Origin of the sequence: Ralstonia soli, from assembly GCF_023955655.1 — a bacterium.
GTDB classification, from domain to species: domain Bacteria; phylum Pseudomonadota; class Gammaproteobacteria; order Burkholderiales; family Burkholderiaceae; genus Ralstonia; species Ralstonia soli.
In genome coordinates, this window is the sequence record NZ_JAMXHT010000001.1 from 543266 (window position 1) to 565062 (window position 21797).

Genomic DNA, 21797 nt, shown 5'->3' on the forward strand with positions numbered 1-21797 from the left:
CAGGAACACGGCAACAACGGTCAAGCGTAGGACGAAAGCGGCGGGCTGACGATCAGGCTACGCCAGCGTCGCGGCGCCATCCTGGCTCGCGCGCGCCAGCACCTGAAGGCCGAGCAGCACGAGATTATCGTGCATCTGGAACGGCATGCGCAGATGCGGGCCCAGCGCGGCGCGTGCTCCGCCGCTCAGCACGCAGCGTGCCGGGCCGGGGTGTTGCTTCTGCAGCGCCATCCAGGTCTGCGCAATCGCGCCCGCCTGGGCGGTGACGCAGCCAAGGGCGATGGCGTCCTGCGTGTTGTCGGCCCAGGGCGGCGCAACCACGTCGCTCGTGCTCAGGTAGCCGACGTCGACTTCCGGCAGCTGCGCTGTATTGCGCGACAGCGCACGCATCATCAGCGTGAGACCGGGCAGGATCAGGCCACCGGCAAACAGGCCGTCTGGCGTGATGATGTCGAGCGTGGTGGCGGTGCCGGCTGTTACGAGCAGCAGGGCGGTGTCGGGCCACAGGTGGCGTGCGCCGATCGCGCCCACCCATCGGTCGGTGCCGAGCTGGGCGGGCTCCCGATACCCGTTGCGCAAGCCGGCGGCGTGCTCTTCCGACGTGGCAATGCGTACGCGGGCGCCGTCGAACACGCGGGCGATGCGCGCGGTGAGCGCATCGCGCAGCGCGGGGCCGGCCACCGCGCTGATCCACACCTCGGGCGGCGCAACGCCCAATGCATGGCAGTCGCGCCAGTCTTCCACCAATTCAGCCAGTTGATCGTGCGGGCGGGCGCCGGCGTACTGCCACGGCGTGCCGCCAGGTTCTTCGGGCAGGGCGGGTTCGGCGTCGGCACCGTTGGCAATCCACGCCCACTTGATGCGCGTGTTGCCGGCGTCGATCAGCAGCAGCGGGCGGGCCGGCGGGGTCGTGTGCCCGGTGGAGGCTTTCAGGCGACTCATGGCTGCGCGTCCTCGGCACTGCGCAGGGACACCTCGCCGCTGTGGACCCACTGCACGCGCCCGCCAGTCTCGATGGCAAGGCGGCCTTGCGCGTCGATGCCGTGCGCCACGCCTTCGAGCACCACGGCGCCGTCCTGCCACAGACGCACGCGCTCGCCGGCAAAGGCATCGCGCGCGGCAAACGGCGCAACAAACGGCGCCAGCCCTTGCGTGCCAAAGCGCTGCAGGTATTCACCCAGCGACGTGAGCAGCGCCGAGAACACGGCGTTCGGCTCCGGCGCATCCACCAGTTCTTCCACGCCGGACAGCCCACGGCCCAGCGTGGTTTCCAGCACATGCGGCCGTTCCAGGTTCAGGCCGATGCCAATGACGGCCCAGGTCTGGCCGGGCGCGGTCCGCACGGTCTCGACCAGGATGCCGGCCAGCTTGCGCCCGGCGATCTGCACGTCGTTGGGCCACTTGAGCCCGAGAGCTTGCGCGCTGCCACCGCGGGATTCCGCATACAAGGCCACGGCATCGGCCACGGCCACGCCCACGGCCAGGCTCAGGCCGCCAAGCAATACGGGCTCGCCGGCAAAGGCACAGGCAATGGAGAAGGTCAGGCCGTGGTCGCCGCTCCACGGGCGGCCCTGCCGGCCGCGTCCCGCGGTCTGGCGCTGGGCGGCCCGCACACGTGCACCCAGCAGCGGCGCGCCGCCGGTATTGGCATGAGCGGGAATGGCTGCGTTGACAGGCCAGGCGGCATCGCGCACGGCGGCCATCAGGTCGGCGTTGGTGGAGCCGGTGGCCTCGACCACATCGATGGGCCAGCCGGCAGCCGGGCCGCTGGGCTGGATGCGCTCGGGCACGAGGCGCCAGCGCGCGGAGGGTTCGGCAAGAGACATAAAAAGCAGGCGATCAGATTCGCGCGGGGAATGCCTGGATTGTACGAGCGGAGGCCGCAAACAAGGGCCTCGCGCCAACGACAGGCGACCAGACAGGCGACCAAAAGGGGCGCCGGCCTCACAGTGTGGCAGCGAGTGTGACAGCGTTTGGCGGCGTGTTGGCTACAATTCGACCGATATTCGGCATCACTGCTGACGGAGAACCGTTTGATCACCTGCCGTACACCCCGGCTCGAGGTACGCGTCGTCGAGGGCCGGTCTGTTGCCTTTCTCTCCGGCGACTGGACCACGCTCGCTCTGGCGGAACGCGCCGGCGTGCGCAGCGCGCGCCAGCAGATCCGCGCCGGCCTGGACAACGCCAACGCGTGGTGCCTGACCGAAGTCGGCCGTATCGACCACTTCGGCGCGCAACTGCTCTGGCGCGCCTGGGGCAACCAGTGGCCCGAACACCTCGATGCCCGCCCCGACCAGCGCCGCATGATCGACCGCGTAGCCAAGCTCGACCCCGGCGGCTGGAAGCAACGCCTGGCGCCGCGCATCAACCCGGTGGCGATCCTCGGCGAGGGCATGCTCGATTTCTTCGACCACGCCCGCAACGGCATCGCCATGGTCGGCCAGCTCGTGTTCGACTTCGGCATGTTCCTGCGCGCGCCGCACCGCGGCCCATGGCGCGAGATCTCCGCCAACATCTACAGCACCGGCTACAAGGCGCTGGGCATCACCGCGCTGGTGGGCTTTCTGATCGGCATTGTGCTGAGTTACCTGTCGGCCAACCAGTTGCGCGTGTTCGGGGCCAGCATCTTCATCGTGAACATTCTGGGCATGGCCATCATCCGCGAACTGGGGCCGGTGCTGGCCGCCATCCTGGTGGCGGGGCGCTCGGGCTCGGCCATTACCGCGCAGATTGGTGTGATGCGGGTGACGGAAGAGCTCGATGCGATGCGCGTGATGGGTATCTCACACGGCTTCCGGCTGATCCTGCCCAAGGTGATAGCGCTGGCGATTGCCATGCCGTTGCTGGTGGCATGGACGGATTTGCTTGCACTGGGCGGCGGCATCCTGGCGGCCAAGTTCCAGCTCGACATCAGCCCGACGTACTTCATCACCTCGCTGCCCGATGCGGTGCCGGTGGCCAACCTCTGGCTCGGCATCGGCAAGGGCGTGGTGTTTGGCATGCTGATCGCGCTGGTGGCGTGCCACTTCGGCCTGCGCATCCAGCCCAACACGCAGAGCCTGGGTGAGGGCACGACCACGTCGGTGGTGGTGTCGATCACCATCGTGATCCTGGCCGATGCGGTGTTCGCCATTCTCTTCAAGGACGTCGGCATATGACGCGACCGCGCCATCCGCACGTTGAGCACGCGCCAGCTGCACCGGCCATCACGCCAGCCCGCGAGCGGGTGATCGAGGTGCGCAACGTCACCAAGCGCTACGGCAAGGTGACGGTGCTCGACAACATCGACCTGGACGTGTTTCGCGGCGAGGTGCTCTCCATCGTCGGCGGCTCGGGCAGCGGCAAGACGACGCTGCTGCGCCAGGTGGTTGGGCTGGAAAAGCCCACCTCGGGCACGATCCACATCTTTGGCGAAGAGCTGACCTGCCAGGTTGGCAATGACTTGCAGTCGATGCGCAACCGCTGGGGCATGCAGTTCCAGCATGGCGCGCTGTTCTCGGCGTTATCCGTGATCGACAACGTGGCCTTGCCGATGCGCGAGCTGCGCACGCTGCCCGATGCGTTTGTGCAGCGCGTGGCGATGCTCAAGCTGCAGATGGTGGGGCTCAAATCGACCGATGCCGACAAGATGCCGTCGGACCTGTCGGGCGGCATGATCAAGCGCGTGGCACTGGCGCGCGCGTTGTCGCTGGAGCCCGAACTGGTGTTTCTGGACGAGCCGACCGCCGGGCTGGACCCGCGTGCTTCCGACGACTACGTCGCGCTCATCCGCGAGTTGCGTCAGGAGCTGGGTTTGACGGTGGTGATGGTCACGCACGATCTGGACACGCTGGTGGCGCTGTCCGACCGCATCGCCGTGCTGGCGGATCGCAAGGTGCTGGCCGCCGCGCCGATCGAGCAGATCATTCAGGTCGACCACCCGTTCATCAAGGAATACTTCCTGGGCGAGCGGGGGCAGCGGGCACTGATGGCCTTGGGCCCGCAAATGACAGAAGTCGTGGCGGCCGCCACGCTTGCAGTGCAGGAGGATTGATGGAAAACAAAGCCCACGCATTTCTGGCCGGGCTGTTCACGATCGGGTTGGCGATCTTCATTGCGCTGGCCGTGATGTGGTTCAACCGCGACCAGACCGTGCGCGTACCGTACGACGTGGTCACGCGCTCGACCGTCAACGGGCTGAACCCGCAGGCCGCCGTGAAGTATCGCGGCCTGGATGTCGGCAAGGTCGACAGCATCCGCTTTGACGACAAGGTGCCCGGGCAGATCGTGGTGCGCGTGCTGGTCGACAAGGACGCGCCCATCACTACCACCACCTACGGTCGTCTGGCTTACCAGGGCGTGACGGGCCTGGCCTACGTGCAGCTCGACGATCGCGGTTTCGATTCGGGCAACGACGGCGGCAAGCGCACGCCCAACCCCACGCATCTGGAAACCTCGGCCAAGGCGCCTGCGCGTATCCGCATGGAAGCGGGCTTCCTCGACGAGCTCGACAAGCGTGGCGACCAGATGCTCTCCAAGCTTGACCAGACGCTGAGCTCGCTGTCGGTCATGTTTGACGACGAGCACCGCCAGCAGATCACGGCATCGCTGCAGTCGTTCCAGTCGACCATGGACAGCTACAAGGCGCTGGCCCAGCAAGCCGAGCCGACCGTGCGCAAGCTGCCGCAGATTGCCGACAACCTGGATTCCACATTGGTGGCCACGCGCAAGCTGACACAATCGCTGGCGGACCCGAAGGGGCCGTTGATGGGGACGCTGGCCGGCGCCGGCTCCGACCTGACCGCAGCCACGCAGTCGATGCAATCGGCCGCCAACGTGCTGACCTACGAAACACTGCCGCAACTCAACGGCTTTGCGCGTGAAGCCCGCCAGGCCGTGCGCGGTTTCGACCATGCCGTGACTGACTTCAACGCCCGGCCGCAGAGCGTGCTGTTCGGCCCCGCGCCCGGCGTGCCCGGCCCCGGCGAGATCGGCTTCACCGCGCCCGCCGCACGGGTTTCGGCCCAGCCCTGAGGAGAATTCATGCCGATGTTGTCTGCTGTCCTGCGTCACACACTCAGCCGCGCGCGTGCGGTATCCGCGCTGACGGCGCTGTCGCTGGTGGCTGCCTGCTCCAGTGCGCCCGTGGCACCGACCGCCCTGTACGACTTCGGGCTCGCCCCGGCCACCACCGATGGCACCCGTCTGCCGACCGCCTTGCGCGTGGCCGACGTGGCCGGCCCGGGCTGGATGGACGGCAACGCGATCTACTACCGCCTGGCCTATGCGCAAAGCCAGCGCACCGACGCCTACGCCAACAGCCGCTGGGTGGAATCGCCCGTGAACCTGTTCGACGCTCGCTTGCGCAACGCGGCGGCCGCACGCGGCCAAGTGGTGGGCTATCCCACGCCCGACGTGCCGAGCTTGCGCGTGGAGCTGGTCGACTTCTCGCAGGTGTTCGACCGGCGCGACGCCAGCCGCGGCGTGGTGCGGCTGCGGGCGACGGTCACGCTGGCGCGCGGCGTGATCGACCAGCGCGTGGTTCAGGCCGACGCGCCTGCGCCCAGTGCCGATGCGGCGGGCGGCGTGGCGGCGCTCACGCAAGCGTCCGACAAGGCCATCGGCGAGGTGCTCGACTGGGTGGCGGGTTTGCCGCTGGGGGCGCCCGGTCAGGCCACCGCTGGCGCATCCGGGGTGCACCCGCGTTAACCCTCCTCCGGACGGCGGAACCATCCGCGATGTGCCGCATCGGACGCTATCATGGGCGGCTTTTTTTCAAGCACGTCCATCCCTTCTTCTAGACAGAGACAGCAGCTCCCTCCGGTGACGGCCCTCCACTCGCATCCTGCCGCGCCCACCCCGCATCGCCACTCGCCGCTTGCGCGCGCCGGGCTGGGGTGGTTCGTGCTGCTGGTCGTCTATGCCAGCCTGTATCCGTTTGCGGGTTGGACGGATACCGGCGTGTCGCCGTTTGCCTTTATCACGGCGCCGCTGCCGCGCTACAACACCGGCTTCGACATCCTGACCAACGTGTGGGGCTACATGCCGTTGGGCATGCTGACGGTGCTGGCGGTGCATCCGCGCATCACCGGCTGGCGCGCGGTGCTGCTGGCGCTGCTGGGCGGGCTGGTGCTCTCTGGCGCCATGGAGGCCATCCAGACCTACCTGCCGACGCGCGTGTCCTCCAACGTGGACCTGGCCACCAATACGCTCGGTGCGCTGGTGGGCGGCATCGTCATGGTGCCGTTCTCGGCGCGGCTGATCGACCGGGGCGGGCTGCGCCGCCTGCGCCGCCGCTGGTTCGAGCCGCATGCCACGTTTGCGATCCTGTTGCTGCTGGCGTGGCCGTTTGCGCAGATCTTTCCGCAGGAGTTTCTGTTCAGCATGGGCGGGGTGATCCGCAGCATCCTGCTCGATCCGTCGCCGGATGCATTTGTGGTCAACCTGGTCAACAGCTGGTTTCCTGGGCTTTTTGACTGGCAAGACAAGCTGCAGGCGCACCCCGAAGCGCTGCAGCGCCAGGAGCTGCTCGAAGCGCTCATCACCGCGTGCAGTTGGATCGGCACGGGGCTGCTGGCCACCGTCGCCATGCGCCGCGATGCGCCCGTGCTGCGCCTGCTGGCCGCGCTGCTGGCGGGGGCGCTGGTCGTCAAGGGCGGGGCGACGCTGCTGCAGTTTCCGGCGAGCGGGGCGTGGGATTGGCTGGCGTCGGGGGCGCGGTTCGGGCTGATCGTCGGCTCGCTGGTGCTGGTGCTGCTGGTGCGCCTGCCGCGCTGGCTGCGCGGGGCACTGGCCATGACGCTGCTGATCGTGCTGATCATTCTCTCCAACGTGCTGCCGCCGAGCCCGTATTCGTGGGTGTCGGCGCAGGCCTGGCGGCTGGGGCGCTTCGTCCACTTCAACAGCCTGTCGCAGTGGATCGGCTGGCTGTGGCCGTTCCTTGGTCTCGGCTATCTGGCCTGGCGCGCCGAGCAGACGCAACTGCAGCGCCGCGACAGCAAGCGCCCCGACTGAGCGCTGCCGGTGCCTCATCCATTCGTGCAAGTCAGTGGCGATGCGTCGCGTCGCCATGATGTTTCGTCACGCGGCCGACACGAATTCTTTCTACCTTAGCGCCTGATTACCGACGGGCGTCGCATGCGCTGGCCTGTCATCAGGAGGCCATCCATGTGTGGGCGCCGCGCTGCCAGTCGACTGCCGTTTCACGCCGCCTATTTCCTCGCGGCGATGTTCGTGCTTGCGCTGAGTGCGTGCGACGCGGCGGATCCGCATGTGCCGGCCGTGGTGCGTGCGCAGGCTGCCGCGCTTTCACCGTCTTCCGCTCCGTCTTCCCCGTTGTCCCCTGGGGCCGTTGCTTTGCCGAACGGCCTTGCGCCGCCCGTGATTCACACCGTCGATTGAGCCTCGGTGTTCCAGTCAGGTGCCCTCAAGTTGTTCCCCCCCAAACCCCAAGCACACATCAACAGGACGAGAACATGACCTCCAAGAGCCGCCGTGGTTTTCTCCGTTCCGCCGCGCAACTGGCTGCCGCATCCGCGGCCGTGGGCGCGGTGCCCGAAGGCATCCGTCAGGCGCTGGCGATTCCCGCCCATAACGCGCACCGCAACATCGAGGACGTGCAGCACATCGTGATCCTCATGCAGGAGAACCGCTCGTTCGACCACTACTTCGGCACGCTCAAAGGCGTGCGCGGGTATGGCGATACGCGCACCATCACGCTGCCCACGGGCAAGAGCGTGTGGCACCAGCCGGTGGCCGGCGGTGTGGGCGAAGTCCTGCCCTTCCGGCCGAGCGCGCCCGATCTGGGTCTGCAGTTCCTGCAAGACCTGCCGCACGGCTGGAACGACACGCACGCTGCCGTCAACGGCGGCCGCTACGACGGCTGGGTCCCGCACAAGGGCACCACGACGATGGCGTATCTGACGCGTCAGGACATCCCGTTCCACTACGCGCTGGCCGACGCTTTCACCATCTGCGACGCCTATCACTGCTCGACGCCCACTTCGACCGACCCGAACCGCTACTACATGTGGACGGGCTACGTCGGCAACGACAACGTCGGCGGCGGCCCCGTGATCGACAACGCGGAGGCCGGCTACGGCTGGTCGACGTATCCGGAAGTGCTCGAAGCCGCCGGCATCTCGTGGAAGATTTATCAGGACATCGGCACTGGCCTGGACGCCAAGGGCTCGTGGGGCTGGACGAGCGACGCCTACATCGGCAACTACGGCGACAACGCGCTGCTGTACTTCCACCAGTACCAGAACGCGCAGCCCGGCAGCCCGCTGTACGAGAAGGCGCGCACCGGCACCAACGCCGCCGCCGGCGAGGGCTACTTCGACATCCTCAAGCGCGACGTGCAGAACGGCACGCTGCCGCAGGTGTCGTGGATTGCCGCGCCGGAGGCGTTCTCCGAGCACCCGAACTGGCCGGCCAACTACGGCGCCTGGTACATCGACCAGATTCTGCAGATCCTGACCTCCAACCCCGAGGTGTGGAGCAAGACCGCGGTCTTCGTTACCTACGACGAGAACGATGGCTTCTTCGACCACCTCGTACCGCCGTTCGCATCGTCCGGCAGCAATGGTCTGTCAACGGTGGATACGATGGGCGAAACCTTCCCGGGCAACAGCAAGTACGGCGCGGGCAGCTACGGCCTTGGCCAGCGCGTGCCGATGCTGGTGGTGTCGCCGTGGTCCAAGGGTGGCTTCGTGTGCTCGGAGACGTTCGATCACACGTCGATCATCCGCTTCATCGAGCAGCGCTTTCAGCGCACGCACAACGTCAAGTCGCCGAACATCTCGAAGTGGCGCCGCGCGGTGTGCGGTGATCTGACATCCGCGTTCAACTTCGCCACGCCCAACGAGGTGGTGCCCGCGCTGCCGAGCACCACGGCCTACGTGCCGAAGGACAAGCTGCGCCACGCCAGCTACGTTCCGCTGCCGCCGCTGGTGCAGGCCGTACCGAAGCAGGAAGCGGGCATGCGCCCGTCGCGCGCATTGCCGTACGAGCTGTTCGTGCGCGGCCGCCAGGACGAGGCTGCCGGCAAGTTCCAGCTCGAGTTCATCAACACCGGCGATGCGGGCGCTGTGTTCATCGTCTACACCGCCGGCAGCACGGAGGCACCGCGCACCTACACGGTCGAAGCCGGCAAGCGCCTGTCGGACACGCTGACCGTGAACGCCGGCGGCGCATACGACTTTACGGTGCATGGCCCGAACGGCTTTCTGCGCCGCTTTGTCGGCAAGCTCGCGCTGTCGGGCCTGCTGCGTCCGCACGGCCGCGCGCTGGAGGTGAAGGAAGGCTATGACGTCGCCAACGGCAACCTGCAACTGCGCCTCATCAACCACGGCCGCGCACCCACGGTCTTCACGATCCGGAACGCCTACACAGGCGAGAGCGTGCAGCGCGAAGTGCGCGGCGGTGACGATGCCTCGGTGTACCTGGACCTGCGCGGCCAGCACGCCTGGTACGACGTGACCGTCAAGGCCAGCACCGATGCCGGCTTCGAGCGTCGCCTGGCCGGCCACGTGGAGACCGGCCGCACCAGCGCATCCGATCCGGCGCTCGGCGCATAAGCTGCGTCCAAGCAAAACGGCCCGCTGGCGTGGTCTGCCAGCGGGCCGTTTCTTTGATGCGCAGCGTCAGAGCTGCTTCGTGTACGTGCGTGCCTGATACAGCGCCAGCGCGGCCAATCCGACGATCATCACGATCGCCAGCACGTCGGCAAACGGGTAACCCCAGAAGTGCGTCATGGCGTGGTCTCCTTCGGTTCAGTGTCGAGCAGGCCGGTATCGGCCATGCGCTGACGGCCGAACTCGGTAATGACGTAGCGGAAGTGCACCTTGCCGGTGGCTTCGTCCAGTGTGTCCTCAGGTGTCTGCACCAAGCCGCCGGAATACAGGTCGGCCAGGATGGCGCGCACGCTGCCCGTCCAGTAGTCGTCTTCGGGTTTGCCGTATTCCTGCAGCGCGCGGTGCGCGATGTCGTTGTCCCACAGCGCATCGCCCTCGGCCAGCAGTTGCAGGATGTAGCCCTTCATGTGCAGTTTCATGCGTGCGTTTCCGTGGTTGTGGGGGCCGAGCCCCGAATGACTTCGAGGTTCTCCGAGCTTTCCGAGACCATCACGAAGCCGCCGAAGATCACCAGCGCCAGCCCGATCAGGAAGTACCACTCCGGAAACTGCAGCGTGAAGAGGGCCGTGAAGATCGTGGCGAACATCGCGTAGAACGCCCCCAGCGCTTGCCCGCGCCCCACGCCGATCAGCGGGAACGACTTGTACCAGGCCACCGCGCAGAATGCGAAGGTGAGTCCGCCCGCAGCCAGCCACAGCAGCGCTTTGCTGTGCACAACGCCAGAGACGATGTCCATCACCGGGACCGGCACGTGTGCAAACAGCGCGATGGCCGGCAGCACGAAGAGGGCCCAGATGATGGCCTCGGCGGTGTAGCGGATGGAGACCCCGCAGTCCGGGTCGGACACATCCATGGCGCGGCCGACGATGGCGCCTTCCAGCCCCCAGCCGAGGGCCGCCATGGCGCCGCCCAGGTAGCCGAGCCACTGGTTGCCGCCGCTGTGCGACTCGGCCAGCAGCGCCGGTGCATAGATCGCCACGCCGCCGCCGATGATGATGAGAATGCCTACCGCAGCGCGGGCGCTGATGCGCTCGTTGTACCAAAGCTTGGCCACCGTGGCGCCCACCACCGGATACAGCAGGCCCGCCACCGCCGCGAACACCGCGCCCACGTAGCCCATCGCCAGATACGAGCCGAAGTTCGCCATCAGCCCGCCAGCAATCGCCGCAATCACATACCAGCGCGAAATGTGGCGGAATTGCCCCATGGTGCGGAAGTAGTCGCCCAGCTTGCCGAGCACGGCCAGCCAGAGCCACTGGAACACCACCACCAGCACGCTGTTGAACGCCGTGATGACGGCCGCGCAGACCAGAAAGACATGCGGATCGGACAAGTCAAGCGACGCAAATGGGCGCTCATGCCAGACGGCCGTGCCCGGCACGTACCAGGCGCCCCACAGGATGGCGGCCCACAGCGCCCAGCGGTAGCCCCACTGCAGCGTGCGTTTGTGATGCGCCGCGCGGGCGGCGGAGGATGAAGCCAAAACGATCTCCCTGTTCTGCGCGTCAGCGGCAAACCTGCCGGGTGACGCTTGAGTTACTGGGGGTATAGAAATTAACCAATAGTTCTTCGGAGTCTATGCCGGCCCTCCAGGCATGCCGGAAAAAGTCGCAACGATTGACGGGATTGTCAGAAGTTGACGTCTGCGACGTCAGGTGACGCTGGGCTAGGAGGCACCCGACTCGGGCACCGTGTCGACCACCGTAATCAGGTGCAGCGGCGCGCCGGTGGCCGGATCGCGCGCCAGGGACGTGGTGATGCGCACCGGCACGGCAGACCCATCGCCGCGTACCAATTGCAGCGTGATCGCGTACGCGGGCACCGTCCCGGCCAGCAACTCGCCGTATTGGCGCAGGTGGCGGGCGAGGTCGTCGCGGTGCGTGAGATCGAGCAGCGTGCGCTGCTGCAGCGCCGCTTCGGGCTGGCCCAGCAGCTTGCACAGCCACGGGTTGGCGCGCAGGCAGCGGCCCTCCAGGCTGACCTGCGCGATACCGACCGGCGCCTGCTCGAATAGTGTGCGCAGCTTGGCTTCGCTGTCGCGGAAGGCGGCCTGAGCTTCTACCTCGGTAGTGATGTCCTGCGCCGCGCCAATCATGGTGACGGTGGCCGCCGCCGGGTCCTGTGCCTCGCCTTCCTCGCGCAGATGGCGCCGGGTGCCGTCGGGCAGCGTGATGGTGTAATCCACGCGATACGGCTGTCGCGTGGCGACTGCCTGGTCCAGCACCGCCTGCACGCGCGCGCGATCGGCGGGGGCGATGGCCTCCAGGTAGCGCGCCATCGAGACCGGCGAGCCCTGCGGCGTCCAGCCGAAGATGCGGTAGGCCTCGTCCGTCCAGCGGCAGGCATCGCTGCCCGGTTCCCAGACCCAACTCCCAAGCCGGGCGATCTGTTGCGCCTTGGCGAGCAGCGCCTCCGAGTCGCGCAACGCGGCCTCAGCCGTGTGGCGCTCGGTGGTGTCCAGGCTCAGGCCGATCATCTTGACTGGCCGGTCCTGCGCGTCGCGCACGAGCGTGGCGCGCGAGACGATCCAGCGCACCGTATCGGGCGCGTAGGCGATGCGGAATTCATGGGCGTACACACCCCCGGCCGCCAGGTTCTGCGCGATGGCGGCCTGCACGCCGGGCACATCCTCGGGCAGCACGCACTGCCAGAAATCGTCCAGCGTGCGGATCGGTCGGCCGAACAGGCGCGCGGCATTCGGCGAATACGCCACCGCATCCGTCAGCAGGTTCCACTCCCACGTGACCACGCCGGAAATCTCCTGCGCGAAGGTCATGCGCGCCTCGCTCTCCATGATGGCGGCAAGGTGCTTCTGGCGGCCTTCGCGGGCGCGGGCGTCGGTGTTCAGGCTGGCTTCCAGGTCGGCGAGCGCGCGGTCACCGTAGCGCAGCCACAGCCAGTTCACGTTCAGGAAGCGGGCCAGCGCCAACAGGTTGGCGTACTCGATCTCCCCGCCGCGCGTCCATTTGTGCACCGCCGAGGGCGACACCCCCAGCGCCGCCGCCACCTGCTTGAGCTGGATGCGGCCGCGCGTCAGCACGCCTTTGAGGCGGCCGGCAAAGCTGTCGTCATCAAGCGAGCCGTCGGACGGCGGGAGCGAGGCGGCGGTCATGGAGCAGGATTCACTGGAAGTGTTTCGCGACAGTATAACGGTTCAAAAATAGCCAAAAACTATCCAATGGTTTGATTGTTAGGTCTTAACGATTGGCCTGCGGCAACTAATGTTTCCTAGACTAGTCCATAATTCTCTAAAGGTAAATAAAAACACCAACAGTGAATTTATGGGTCGCCGCACCGAAACCCGCCCGCGCGGGCGCTACGGTGTCGGCATTTCCGGCGCCGTCTTCTTTGCGCGCCAGCCATCACCAGGGGTACTGGATATGACGCAAGCTTCTCTTTCCACCGATTTCCGTTCTGCCACGCTGGCTCCTCGTCTCGATCTGTACATCGACGGCCAGTGGGTGCAGCCCGAAGGCGGCGTGTACCGCGACATCGTCGATCCCGCCACCGAAAACGTCCTGACGCAGGCCGCCGATGCCTCCGTGGCCGACGCACAGCGCGCCATTGCCGCTGCCCGCCGCGCCTTTGACGGCCCGTGGCGCCATACCGGCACACGCGAGCGCGCCCGCCTGCTCAACCGCATTGCCGACGCCATCGACGCCGATGCGGAGAACCTTGCCACGCTCGAATCGCTGAATACCGGCAAGACGCTCATCGAAAGCCGCTGGGACATGGATGGCATTGCCGCCACGTTCCGTTATTTCGCCGGGCTGGTCGCCACGGAATCGGGCCTCATCAACGAAGCGCCGGACACCGTCATCAGCCGCACGCTGCGGGAGCCGGTGGGCGTGTGCGGTCTGATCACGCCGTGGAACTACCCGCTGCTGCAGGCTGCGTGGAAGATCGCGCCGGCGCTGGGCGCGGGCAACACGGTCATCATCAAGCCGAGCAACCTGACGCCGCTGACCACGCACCGCTTTACCGAGCTGCTGATTGAAGTGGGCGTGCCGGCCGGTGTGTTCAACCTTGTGATGGGTGCGGGCGAGGCCGGTGCCGAGCTGTCGCGCAATCTGGATGTGGATCTCGTCTCGTTCACCGGTGGTGCCGTGGCTGGCGCGGCGGTCATGAACGCGGCCATCGGCAACTTCAAGAAGATCGCGCTGGAGCTGGGCGGCAAGAACCCGAACATCATCTTTGACGATGCGGACTTCGATACCGCCGTCGACTACGCCGTCAACGCGGCGTTCTTCCATGCCGGCCAGGTGTGCTCGGCCGGTTCGCGGCTGATGCTGCAGGACGGCATCCACGATCGCTTTGTCGAAGCGTTGGTCGAGCGCGTCAAGCAGATCCGCATCGGCAACGGCTTTGCCGAGGGCACGCAGATGGGCCCGGTGCAATCGGCCTTCCAGCGCGACAAGATTCTCAAGATGATCGAAGCCGGTGTGGCCGAAGGCGCGGTGCTGCGCTGTGGCGGCAAGGTGCCGGCCGGCAAGCAGTTCGAGCGCGGCTTCTGGCTGGAGCCCACCGTGCTCGCCAACGTGCGCGACGACATGAAGATCGCCACCGAAGAGATCTTCGGCCCGGCGCTGACCATCGAGCGTTTCTCCACCGAAGAAGAAGCCGTGCGCCGCGCCAACGCCACGCCGTTCGGCCTGGCCGGGGCGGTGTGGACGGCCGACTTGAACCGCGCCAACCGCGTCACGCGCGCACTGCGCTTCGGCACCGTGTGGGCCAACGACTATCACCCGTACTTCCCCGAGGCACCGTGGGGCGGCTACAAGGCCAGCGGCATCGGCCGCGAACTCGGCCGCGGTGGCCTGGACGAGTACACCGAACTCAAGCACAGCTACATCAACCTCGCGCCGCAGCCGATGGGCTGGTTCGGTTCGGACGCTGAGTAAACAGGGAGGGCACGTTTTGACGACCAAGACAACGACGACAGCGGCCGTACAGGAATACGACTACATCATCGTGGGTGCGGGCTCGGCCGGTTGCACGCTGGCCGCGCGCCTGACCGAAGACCCCGGCGTGACCGTGCTGCTGCTCGAAGCCGGCGGCCCCGACCATCGCTGGGATTTCCGCACGCAGATGCCGGCCGCGCTGGCGTATCCGCTGCAGGGCACGACCTACAACTGGGCCTACGAAACCGAGCCCGAGCCGCACATGAACAACCGCCGCATGTCGCAAGGTCGCGGCAAGGGGTTGGGCGGCTCGTCGCTCATCAACGGCATGTGTTTCATTCGCGGCAACGCGATGGACTACGAGCGCTGGGCAAGCGATTTCCAGTTGGATGATTGGACGTACGCCGACTGCCTGCCGTACTTCCGCAAGTCGGAAACCTACGACAAGGGCGCCAACGATTGGCACGGCGATTCCGGCCCGCTGCAAGTCACCACGCCCAAGCGCGACAACAGCCTGCTGTTCCACGCCTTTATCGAGGCGGGCGAGCAAGCGGGTATTCCGGCCACCGATGACTTGAACGGCTATCGCCAGGAAGGCCTGGGGCCGATGGACCGCACCGTAACGTCCAAGGGACGCCGCGCCAGCACGTCGCTGTGCTATCTCGACACTGCGCGCCAACGCCCCACGCTGACGGTGCTGCCGCGTGTGCTGGCCGATCGCATTCTCTTTGAAGGCACACGCGCCGTTGGCATCGAAGCGCTGATGGACGGCCAGCGCCAGACGTGGCGCGCCCGCCGCGAAGTGATCGTCAGCAGCGGCGCCATCGCTTCGCCGCAACTCCTGCTGCGCTCGGGCATCGGCAATGCCGACGAGCTGCGCGCCATGGGCATCCACTCGGTCGCGCACCTGCCGGGCGTGGGCGAGAACCTGCAAGACCACCTGGAGATGTACATCCAGTACGAGTGCATCCGCCCGGTGTCGATCTATGAATCCACGCGCTGGTTCAACAAGCCGAAGGTCGGCCTGGAGTGGTACCTGAACGGCACCGGCCCCGGCGCCAGCAACCACTTCGAGGCTGGCGGCTTCATCCGCAGCGACGACAGCTTCGAGTGGCCGAACATCCAGTACCACTTCCTGCCGTTGGCGGTGAACTACGACGGCAGCAACCCGGTGAAGATGCACGGCTTCCAGTGCCACGTCGGGTCGATGCGCTCGCCGTCTACCGGCTACGTGAAGCTCGCCTCGCGCGATCCGCGTGACAAGCCGCGCATCCTGTTCAACTACATGGCGCACGACGTGGATTGGCGCGAGTTCCGCGCCGGCGTGCGCATCACGCGCGACATCATCGCGCAGCGTGCATTCGATGCGTACCGCGGCCGCGAGATCAGCCCCGGCCCGAGCGTGCAGACCGACGCCGAAATCGACGCCTTCGTGCGCAACCATGCGGAGACCGCGCTCCACCCGTCCTGCACCTGCAAGATGGGTCCGGCGACCGATCCGATGGCCGTGGTCGACAATCAAGGCCGCGTGCATGGCTTGGAAGGCCTGCGCGTGGTCGATGCGTCGATCATGCCGCGCATCGTCACCGGCAACCTGAACGCGCCGACGATCATGATCGCCGAGAAGATCGCCGACCGCATTCGCGGGGTGGCGCCGCTTGAGCGTTCGGATGCGGCGTTCTACGTGGCCGGCAAATCGCCGCTGCAGGCGCCGCAGAAGGACGCGAGCGCGCCGCTGGTCGCCAACGAGCTGGTGGCGTCGTAATGCGCTGGTCGATGCGCTGGCCGAGGGTCGCGACGATGCTGGGTGGGGCGGCGGCGTGCGCTGCCGCGCTGCCTGCGTTTGCCGACGAGGCACCGGCCGACGACGATAAGCGCTGGTCGGCCAACGCATCGGTCGTCTCGCAATACGTGTCGCGCGGCCTGCGCCAGACGTGGGGCAAGCCTGCGCTGCAGGCTGGTCTCGATTACACGGCGCCCAACGGTTTCTACGCCGGCGTGTGGGGCTCGCAGGTGAGCGACCACGTCATTGCAGGCGCCCATGCCGAGATCGATACCTACCTTGGCTACACCGCCAAGACGGCGCACGACATCGAGCTGACCACCGGGCTCTACCACTACTGGTATCCCGGCGCACGCTACGACAAGGCCAGCGGCGGCGGCCCGGCCACCCACTACGACTACACGGAATGGATGGTCGGTGCCGGCTGGCGTGGCGTCTCGGTCAAGCTGTGGACGTCGCTGTCGAATTACTTCGGCTTCGACGGCAACTCGCTGGCCGATGGCATCGACCGTGGCAGCCGCGGCTCGACCTACGCCGAGGCCAACTGGGACGTGCCGCTGCCCAACGATTTCACGCTCGGCCTGCACATTGGCCACGAGCATGTGTGCCACCACAGCGCATTCAGCTTTACCGACTACCGCATCGAACTGTCGCGGCCCATCAACAAGTTCCTGATGCTGTCTGCGGCCTTTACCGGCGCGGATGCCCCCGCGTATGCCAACCAGGTCTCCGTGCGCAACGGTACCGATCGCATGACGCTCGGCCGGCGCACCGTCGCGCTCAAGTTGACGGCGACGTACTGAGCGGCCAACGCAAAACGGCGGCGTCTTTCCTGCAACCCTTTCTCCACCACCCTCGCTCCGAGAGCAACACACCATGGCCTCCCTGGGTTTTACCGACGTTGTCGGTCTGGTCGGCGTCGCCGCTTATGTCTCCGCGCATTTCGGCGTACAGGTCCTGCACAAACCGCCGACCGGCGCGTTTGCCGTTCGCCTCAACCTGCTTGGACCTGCCTGCATCCTGATTTCGTTGATGGGCTCGTTCAACCTCGCGTCGTTTCTCACGCAATTCTTCTGGCTGGCGCTGACGCTCATGGGTTGGTGGCGTAACAAACAGGCAGGACGGGCGGTGATGGAGGCGCCAGGCGCGCCGCGCCCAGGCCAACCTGCGCAGTAAGGGGGCGTACCCCAACGTGAACACCGCGCCATCGTGCGCGGTTTTTTGTGGCTGCGCGTTCGGCACTGGGCAGCTGTGCATCGCCGCGCAAAGGCTTTGCGTGGAGGCGGTAGCACATTTCAGCCCTGCCAGTTCTCACAAATTGTCAATTGTTGATACTTGGAGAACAGTCTTTTCTTTGAATTGTCATTTATCCATGAAAGGCAACGATCTATTCTGATCTCAAGCGCAACGAACTGAGCGCAACCGAATACCCAGACACCTAGGAGCCCATCATGAACGCCCGTCTCGCAACCGCATTCTCCCGTCGCAGCCTGCTGGCCCTGGTGGCCACGGTTTCCGCCTCTGCCGCTCTGCTGTCGGCCCAACCGGCTGCTGCAGCCGTGCAAAGCCAAGCCGATCCGTACACGCAAGGCGCTGTCGCCAAGGCTGATCCGTACACCGATGGCGCCGCCGCCAAGTACGACGTCTACACGCAAGGCGCCGACCGCCAAGCCGATACCTACGGTTACCTGTCGAAGAACGACCGGTTTGATCCGTACACCCAAGGTGCTGCGGCCGGCAAGTTCGATCCTTATACCGAAGGTGCCCTGGCCAAGGCAGATCCGTACACGGACGGTGCTGCCGCCAAGTACGACGTCTACACGCAAGGCGCTGACCGCCAAGCCGACACCTATGGCTACCTGTCGAAGAACGATCGCTTCGACCCGTACACCCAGGGTGCCGACCGCCAAGCTGACACCTACGGCTACCTGTCGTGGAACGGCGATGCCTCGTATCCGAGCGCTGCTTCCCGCGCCTGATTTGCGCGCCTGATTCGGCTGCACCAAAGCAAAAGGGCCTTGGGTTCACCCCAAGGCCCTTTTTGTTTGCGCGGTATTTTGCGCGCGGTGATCAGACCACGCCAGCTTCGTGTGCCTGCTGATCGGCGTGGTACGAGCTGCGCACCATGGCGCCCACGGCGGCGTGGGTGAAGCCCATCTCGTAGGCCTTCTCTTCGAACATCTTGAAGGTGTCCGGGTGCACGTAGCGCAACACCGGCAGGTGGTGGCCCGACGGCGCCAGATACTGGCCGATGGTTAGCATGTCGATGTCGTGCTCGCGCATGTCGCGCATGACTTCGAGGATTTCTTCATCCGTCTCGCCCAGGCCGACCATCAGGCCGGACTTGGTCGGCACGTTCGGATTGCGTGCCTTGAAGTCCTTCAGCAGCTTGAGCGAGTGCGCATAGTCCGCACCCGGGCGGGCCTGCTTGTACAGGCGCGGCACGGTTTCGAGGTTGTGGTTCATCACGTCCGGCGGGCATTCCTGCAGGATGTCCAGCGCCTTTTCCAGGCGGCCGCGGAAGTCCGGCACCAGCACTTCGATGCGCGTGGCCGGCGACAGTGCGCGCGTGCGCGAGATGCAATCGACGTAATGCTGGGCACCGCCGTCACGCAGGTCGTCGCGGTCGACACTGGTGATGACGACGTAATTGAGCTTGAGCTCGGCAATGGTCTTGGCCAGGTTTTCCGGCTCGTTCACGTCGAGCGGGTCCGGGCGGCCGTGGCCGACGTCGCAGAACGGGCAGCGGCGCGTGCACTTGTCGCCCATGATCATGAACGTGGCCGTGCCCTTGCCGAAGCACTCGCCGATGTTCGGGCAGCTTGCCTCTTCGCACACCGTCACGAGGTTGTTGGCGCGCAGGATGTCCTTGATCTCGTAGAAACGCGAGTTGCCGGTGGCGGCGCGCACGCGAATCCAGTCCGGCTTCTTGAGCTTCTCGGCCGGCACGATCTTGATGGGAATGCGCGCGGTCTTGTCGAGCGACTTCTGCTTGCGGGTAGCGTCGTACGGTTCGGTCGACGGGGCGGCGGTGCCGGTGGCGGAATCGGTCATCGTGTTCTCCGCGTGCGCTTGTCACACACGCTAGGGGTCTACTGCTTGCCAACCACTACGCGGTAGCGGCCGTGGCGGGTTGCGCTTGCGCGCGTTGCTGCAATTGGGCGACCAGCGCATTGGCCAGTTCGCGGGAAACGGGGTGCCAGTCGGTTGCATCGACGGCGCGTCCGGACGCATCGCGTGCGCCGGCGGTCACCATGTCGACGGTTTCCAGGCCGGCGTAGCCACACGGGTTGATCTGCGTGAAGGGCGACAGGTCCATCGCCAGGTTCAGGCTCACGCCGTGGTAGCTGCAACCGTTGCGGATCTTCAGCCCCAGCGCGGCGATCTTGGCGCCAGCGTGTGGTCCACTCTGCGGCCCGTTCGACAGGTAGATGCCGGGGGCGCCAGCCTTGCGTTCGGAGGCGACATTATACGTGGCGAGCGTCTCGATGACGGCAGCCTCGATGGCATCGACCAGCGCTTTCACGAACAGCCCACGGCGCCGCAAATCCAGCAGAAGGTAGGCGACGACTTGGCCGGGACCGTGGTAAGTGATCTGTCCGCCACGGTCCACTTTCACCAACGGGATGTTGCCGGGGGCCAACAGATGTGCCGGATCGCCAGCCAGACCGAGCGTGAACACCGGCGGGTGTTCGACCAGCCAGATCGTGTCGGGGGTGTCGGGTCCGCGCTGGGCGGTGAAGGTCTGCATCGCGTCGAAGCAGGCGGCGTAGTCCTGCAAACCGCGTTCGACGATGTCAATCGGAATCATGCCCGCGAGTGTAGCGCAGGGCCGTGAACGTCGCCTGCCGCCTTTGCCTGACTCGGTTGCAGGGTCGAGCCCGAAAAAAACGATGCCGGCGCGATGGGAGGCATCGGCACCGGCATCGGGCTTTCGCACACGCTACCCAAGCGGCGCGGCCAAAGGAGGCTGAAACAGATTTGCGCTTCAGGCCGGCAATTCAGGCCGCCACGACGGGCGTATCGGCGTGTTCGTTCCAGCCCAGCGCGGCGAGCGTATGGCGCCAGCCGTTGGTGACATGCCACGGCTTGCGCGGCATGTGGCCGTCGGTGGCTTCCACGGCCAGGGCAACCGGCCCAATGGCTTTCGGGTCGACCGAGACGACGATCTCTTCGCCGCGCTTCACGGCCACGCTGCCGCCTACGTGCAGCCATTCATCGCCGGGTTTGTTCTCGTGTGTGACCCATACGTCGCGCCCGTGGGCTTCTTCCACGCGTAGATTCTGGTTGGCCGGCATGCGCAATGCCACCACTTCGCCGGGCTGCAGAGTGAATACAATTTTTGTTAGTACAGCTTTCATGATCGGCTCCTTCACGGCATCCAGGTGGGGCCTTGCCGTGGAAGGTAGTCTAGGCGTGTGGTTGCCTAGTACCAAACGATATATATTGCGGTTCTTGATAGTACCGCTCACATAAAGAGAACACGCGGTGCTCACCAAATCCGGAGGAAACGATGACGGAAATCCGCGAACCGATGCGCCTGCCTTCACTCGGCGCGTTGCGGGTCTTTGAGGCGGCGGCCCGCTATGAGAGCTTTTCGCGCGCGGCGACGGAGCTGTTCGTCACGCACGGCGCCGTCAGCCACCAGATGCGCACGCTGGAGGAGGAGTTGGGCGTGCCGCTGTTCGAGCGCCGCGGCAAGCGGGTCGTGCTCACGCACGCAGGCCGCACGTATGCCGAACGCGTGCGTGAGGCGCTGGACCAGATCGCCCAGGCGACGCACCAGCTGCGCGCCGGCAATCGCGACAACCGCCTGGCCATCAGCACCATGCCCTCGTTTGCAGCGCGCTGGCTGACACCGCATATCGGCACCTTTATCGAGCGCCATCCGGAGCTGGAGGTGGAGCTGTTCTCCAGCCCCGCGCTGGTCGATTTCACGCGCGAGGAGGTGGATGTGGCCCTGCGCATGGGTTCGGGCAACTATCCGGGCCTGTATGTGGAAAAGCTGCTCGACGACGTGTTCTTCCCGATCTGCAGCCCGTCGTTCAACGGCGGGCGCCTGCCGCGTACCGTGGCCGAGATGGCCGGCATGACCCTGCTGCGCAGCGAGGGCGAGGACTGGAAGCCGTGGTTCGACGCCGCGGGCATGCCGGGGTTTGTGGAGCAGCGCGGCGGGTTGATGTTCCAGGATTCGTCGTTGCTGTTGCAGGCGGCGGCGGCGGGGCAGGGCATTGCGCTGATCCGCCCGACGCTGGCCTTGAACGACCTGATGGCCGGCCGCGTGGTGCGCCTGTTCGAGACGACGATTCCCTGCCCGTGGAACTACTACTTCGTCTGCCCGCACAGCGCGCTGCAGACGCCCAAGATGCAGGCGTTCCGTGCGTGGCTGCTGCCGGAGATCGCGGCATTCAAGCTCAAGCTGGCGGGGCTGATGAACGACAACACGGTCTGCCTGGGCCACGTGGCCAAGGGCTGACGCCGCGCGCATCGGACCAAGCA

20 protein-coding genes are annotated in these 21797 nt (G+C 66.2%); 12 read left to right on the top strand and 8 right to left on the bottom strand.

The window, feature by feature from the left end:
* Nucleotides 1-57: 57 nt before the first annotated feature.
* Together NG900_RS02505 and NG900_RS02510 are read right to left on the bottom strand one after the other, a co-directional pair.
* Nucleotides 58-942, bottom strand: coding sequence for a type III pantothenate kinase (locus NG900_RS02505; RefSeq protein WP_252676347.1), 885 nt, complete (start codon nucleotides 940-942; stop codon nucleotides 58-60).
* Nucleotides 939-1826 carry a biotin--[acetyl-CoA-carboxylase] ligase gene (locus tag NG900_RS02510; protein ID WP_252676349.1) on the bottom strand — a complete coding sequence of 296 codons (888 nt, stop codon included), beginning with the start codon at nucleotides 1824-1826 and terminating at the stop codon, nucleotides 939-941. Before NG900_RS02510 ends, NG900_RS02505 begins: the two co-directional genes overlap by 4 nt.
* A 207-nt stretch (nucleotides 1827-2033) precedes the next feature.
* Here NG900_RS02510 and NG900_RS02515 point away from each other — a divergent pair, with 207 nt between their 5' ends.
* The 6 genes from NG900_RS02515 (at nucleotide 2034) to NG900_RS02540 (ending at nucleotide 9557) form a co-directional block, all read left to right on the top strand.
* The gene (locus NG900_RS02515; protein ID WP_252676351.1) at nucleotides 2034-3158 is read left to right on the top strand and encodes an MlaE family ABC transporter permease; all 1125 of its coding nucleotides are present in this window, start codon (nucleotides 2034-2036) and stop codon (nucleotides 3156-3158) included.
* Nucleotides 3155-4033: an ABC transporter ATP-binding protein gene (locus tag NG900_RS02520; protein ID WP_252676353.1), complete on the top strand. Its 879-nt coding sequence runs from the start codon at nucleotides 3155-3157 to the stop codon at nucleotides 4031-4033. The genes NG900_RS02515 and NG900_RS02520 overlap by 4 nt, the downstream gene beginning before the upstream one ends.
* Nucleotides 4033-5013: an MlaD family protein gene (locus NG900_RS02525; protein ID WP_252676354.1), complete on the top strand. Its 981-nt coding sequence runs from the start codon at nucleotides 4033-4035 to the stop codon at nucleotides 5011-5013. Before NG900_RS02520 ends, NG900_RS02525 begins: the two co-directional genes overlap by 1 nt.
* A gap of 9 nt (nucleotides 5014-5022) precedes the next feature.
* A complete protein-coding gene (locus NG900_RS02530) occupies nucleotides 5023-5688 on the top strand; it encodes an ABC-type transport auxiliary lipoprotein family protein (RefSeq protein WP_252676355.1) in 666 nt (221 codons plus the stop codon).
* Nucleotides 5689-5739: 51 nt separating this feature from the next.
* Nucleotides 5740-6993: a VanZ family protein gene (locus tag NG900_RS02535; protein WP_252676356.1), complete on the top strand. Its 1254-nt coding sequence runs from the start codon at nucleotides 5740-5742 to the stop codon at nucleotides 6991-6993.
* Nucleotides 6994-7454: 461 nt separating this feature from the next.
* Entirely contained in the window at nucleotides 7455-9557 is a 2103-nt protein-coding gene (locus NG900_RS02540; protein ID WP_252676357.1) for a phosphocholine-specific phospholipase C, read from the top strand.
* A 173-nt stretch (nucleotides 9558-9730) separates the two neighbouring features.
* Here NG900_RS02540 and NG900_RS02545 read toward each other — a convergent pair whose 3' ends face one another.
* The 3 genes from NG900_RS02545 to NG900_RS02555 all read right to left on the bottom strand — a co-directional run bounded on the left by NG900_RS02545 (nucleotide 9731) and on the right by NG900_RS02555 (nucleotide 12726).
* Nucleotides 9731-10033 (bottom strand): hypothetical protein, encoded by a 303-nt coding sequence (locus NG900_RS02545; protein ID WP_252676358.1) that lies wholly within the window; start codon nucleotides 10031-10033, stop codon nucleotides 9731-9733.
* A complete protein-coding gene (locus NG900_RS02550) occupies nucleotides 10030-11097 on the bottom strand; it encodes a DMT family transporter (protein WP_252676359.1) in 1068 nt (355 codons plus the stop codon). The genes NG900_RS02545 and NG900_RS02550 overlap by 4 nt, the downstream gene beginning before the upstream one ends.
* Before the next feature lie 183 nt (nucleotides 11098-11280).
* Nucleotides 11281-12726, bottom strand: coding sequence for a PAS domain-containing protein (locus NG900_RS02555; protein ID WP_252676361.1), 1446 nt, complete (start codon nucleotides 12724-12726; stop codon nucleotides 11281-11283).
* Between the two features lie 268 nt (nucleotides 12727-12994).
* Here NG900_RS02555 and NG900_RS02560 point away from each other — a divergent pair, with 268 nt between their 5' ends.
* From NG900_RS02560 to NG900_RS26785, 5 genes are all read left to right on the top strand, one after another.
* Nucleotides 12995-14515, top strand: coding sequence for an aldehyde dehydrogenase family protein (locus NG900_RS02560; RefSeq protein ID WP_252676364.1), 1521 nt, complete (start codon nucleotides 12995-12997; stop codon nucleotides 14513-14515).
* Between the two features lie 16 nt (nucleotides 14516-14531).
* A complete protein-coding gene (gene betA, locus NG900_RS02565) occupies nucleotides 14532-16280 on the top strand; it encodes a choline dehydrogenase (RefSeq protein WP_252676370.1) in 1749 nt (582 codons plus the stop codon).
* Nucleotides 16280-17101: a TorF family putative porin gene (locus tag NG900_RS02570; protein WP_252676372.1), complete on the top strand. Its 822-nt coding sequence runs from the start codon at nucleotides 16280-16282 to the stop codon at nucleotides 17099-17101. The genes betA and NG900_RS02570 overlap by 1 nt, the downstream gene beginning before the upstream one ends.
* 73 nt (nucleotides 17102-17174) lie before the next feature.
* Nucleotides 17175-17474, top strand: coding sequence for a CBU_0592 family membrane protein (locus NG900_RS02575; RefSeq protein ID WP_252676374.1), 300 nt, complete (start codon nucleotides 17175-17177; stop codon nucleotides 17472-17474).
* Nucleotides 17475-17749: 275 nt separating this feature from the next.
* Entirely contained in the window at nucleotides 17750-18277 is a 528-nt protein-coding gene (locus NG900_RS26785) for a hypothetical protein (protein ID WP_252676376.1), read from the top strand.
* A gap of 91 nt (nucleotides 18278-18368) precedes the next feature.
* Here NG900_RS26785 and lipA read toward each other — a convergent pair whose 3' ends face one another.
* The 3 genes from lipA to NG900_RS02595 form a co-directional block, all read right to left on the bottom strand.
* Nucleotides 18369-19352 (bottom strand): lipoyl synthase, encoded by a 984-nt coding sequence (gene lipA / locus NG900_RS02585; RefSeq protein ID WP_252676378.1) that lies wholly within the window; start codon nucleotides 19350-19352, stop codon nucleotides 18369-18371.
* Between the two features lie 55 nt (nucleotides 19353-19407).
* A complete protein-coding gene (lipB, locus tag NG900_RS02590; RefSeq protein ID WP_252676380.1) occupies nucleotides 19408-20109 on the bottom strand; it encodes a lipoyl(octanoyl) transferase LipB in 702 nt (233 codons plus the stop codon).
* A 190-nt stretch (nucleotides 20110-20299) separates the two neighbouring features.
* Nucleotides 20300-20659, bottom strand: a complete 360-nt coding sequence (locus NG900_RS02595) for a DUF2917 domain-containing protein (protein ID WP_252676382.1) — start codon at nucleotides 20657-20659, stop codon at nucleotides 20300-20302.
* Between the two features lie 152 nt (nucleotides 20660-20811).
* On the opposite strand from NG900_RS02595, the gene NG900_RS02600 reads away from it, so the two are divergent.
* Nucleotides 20812-21774, top strand: coding sequence for a transcriptional regulator GcvA (locus NG900_RS02600; protein WP_252676383.1), 963 nt, complete (start codon nucleotides 20812-20814; stop codon nucleotides 21772-21774).
* The last annotated feature ends 23 nt before the right edge of the window (nucleotides 21775-21797 follow it).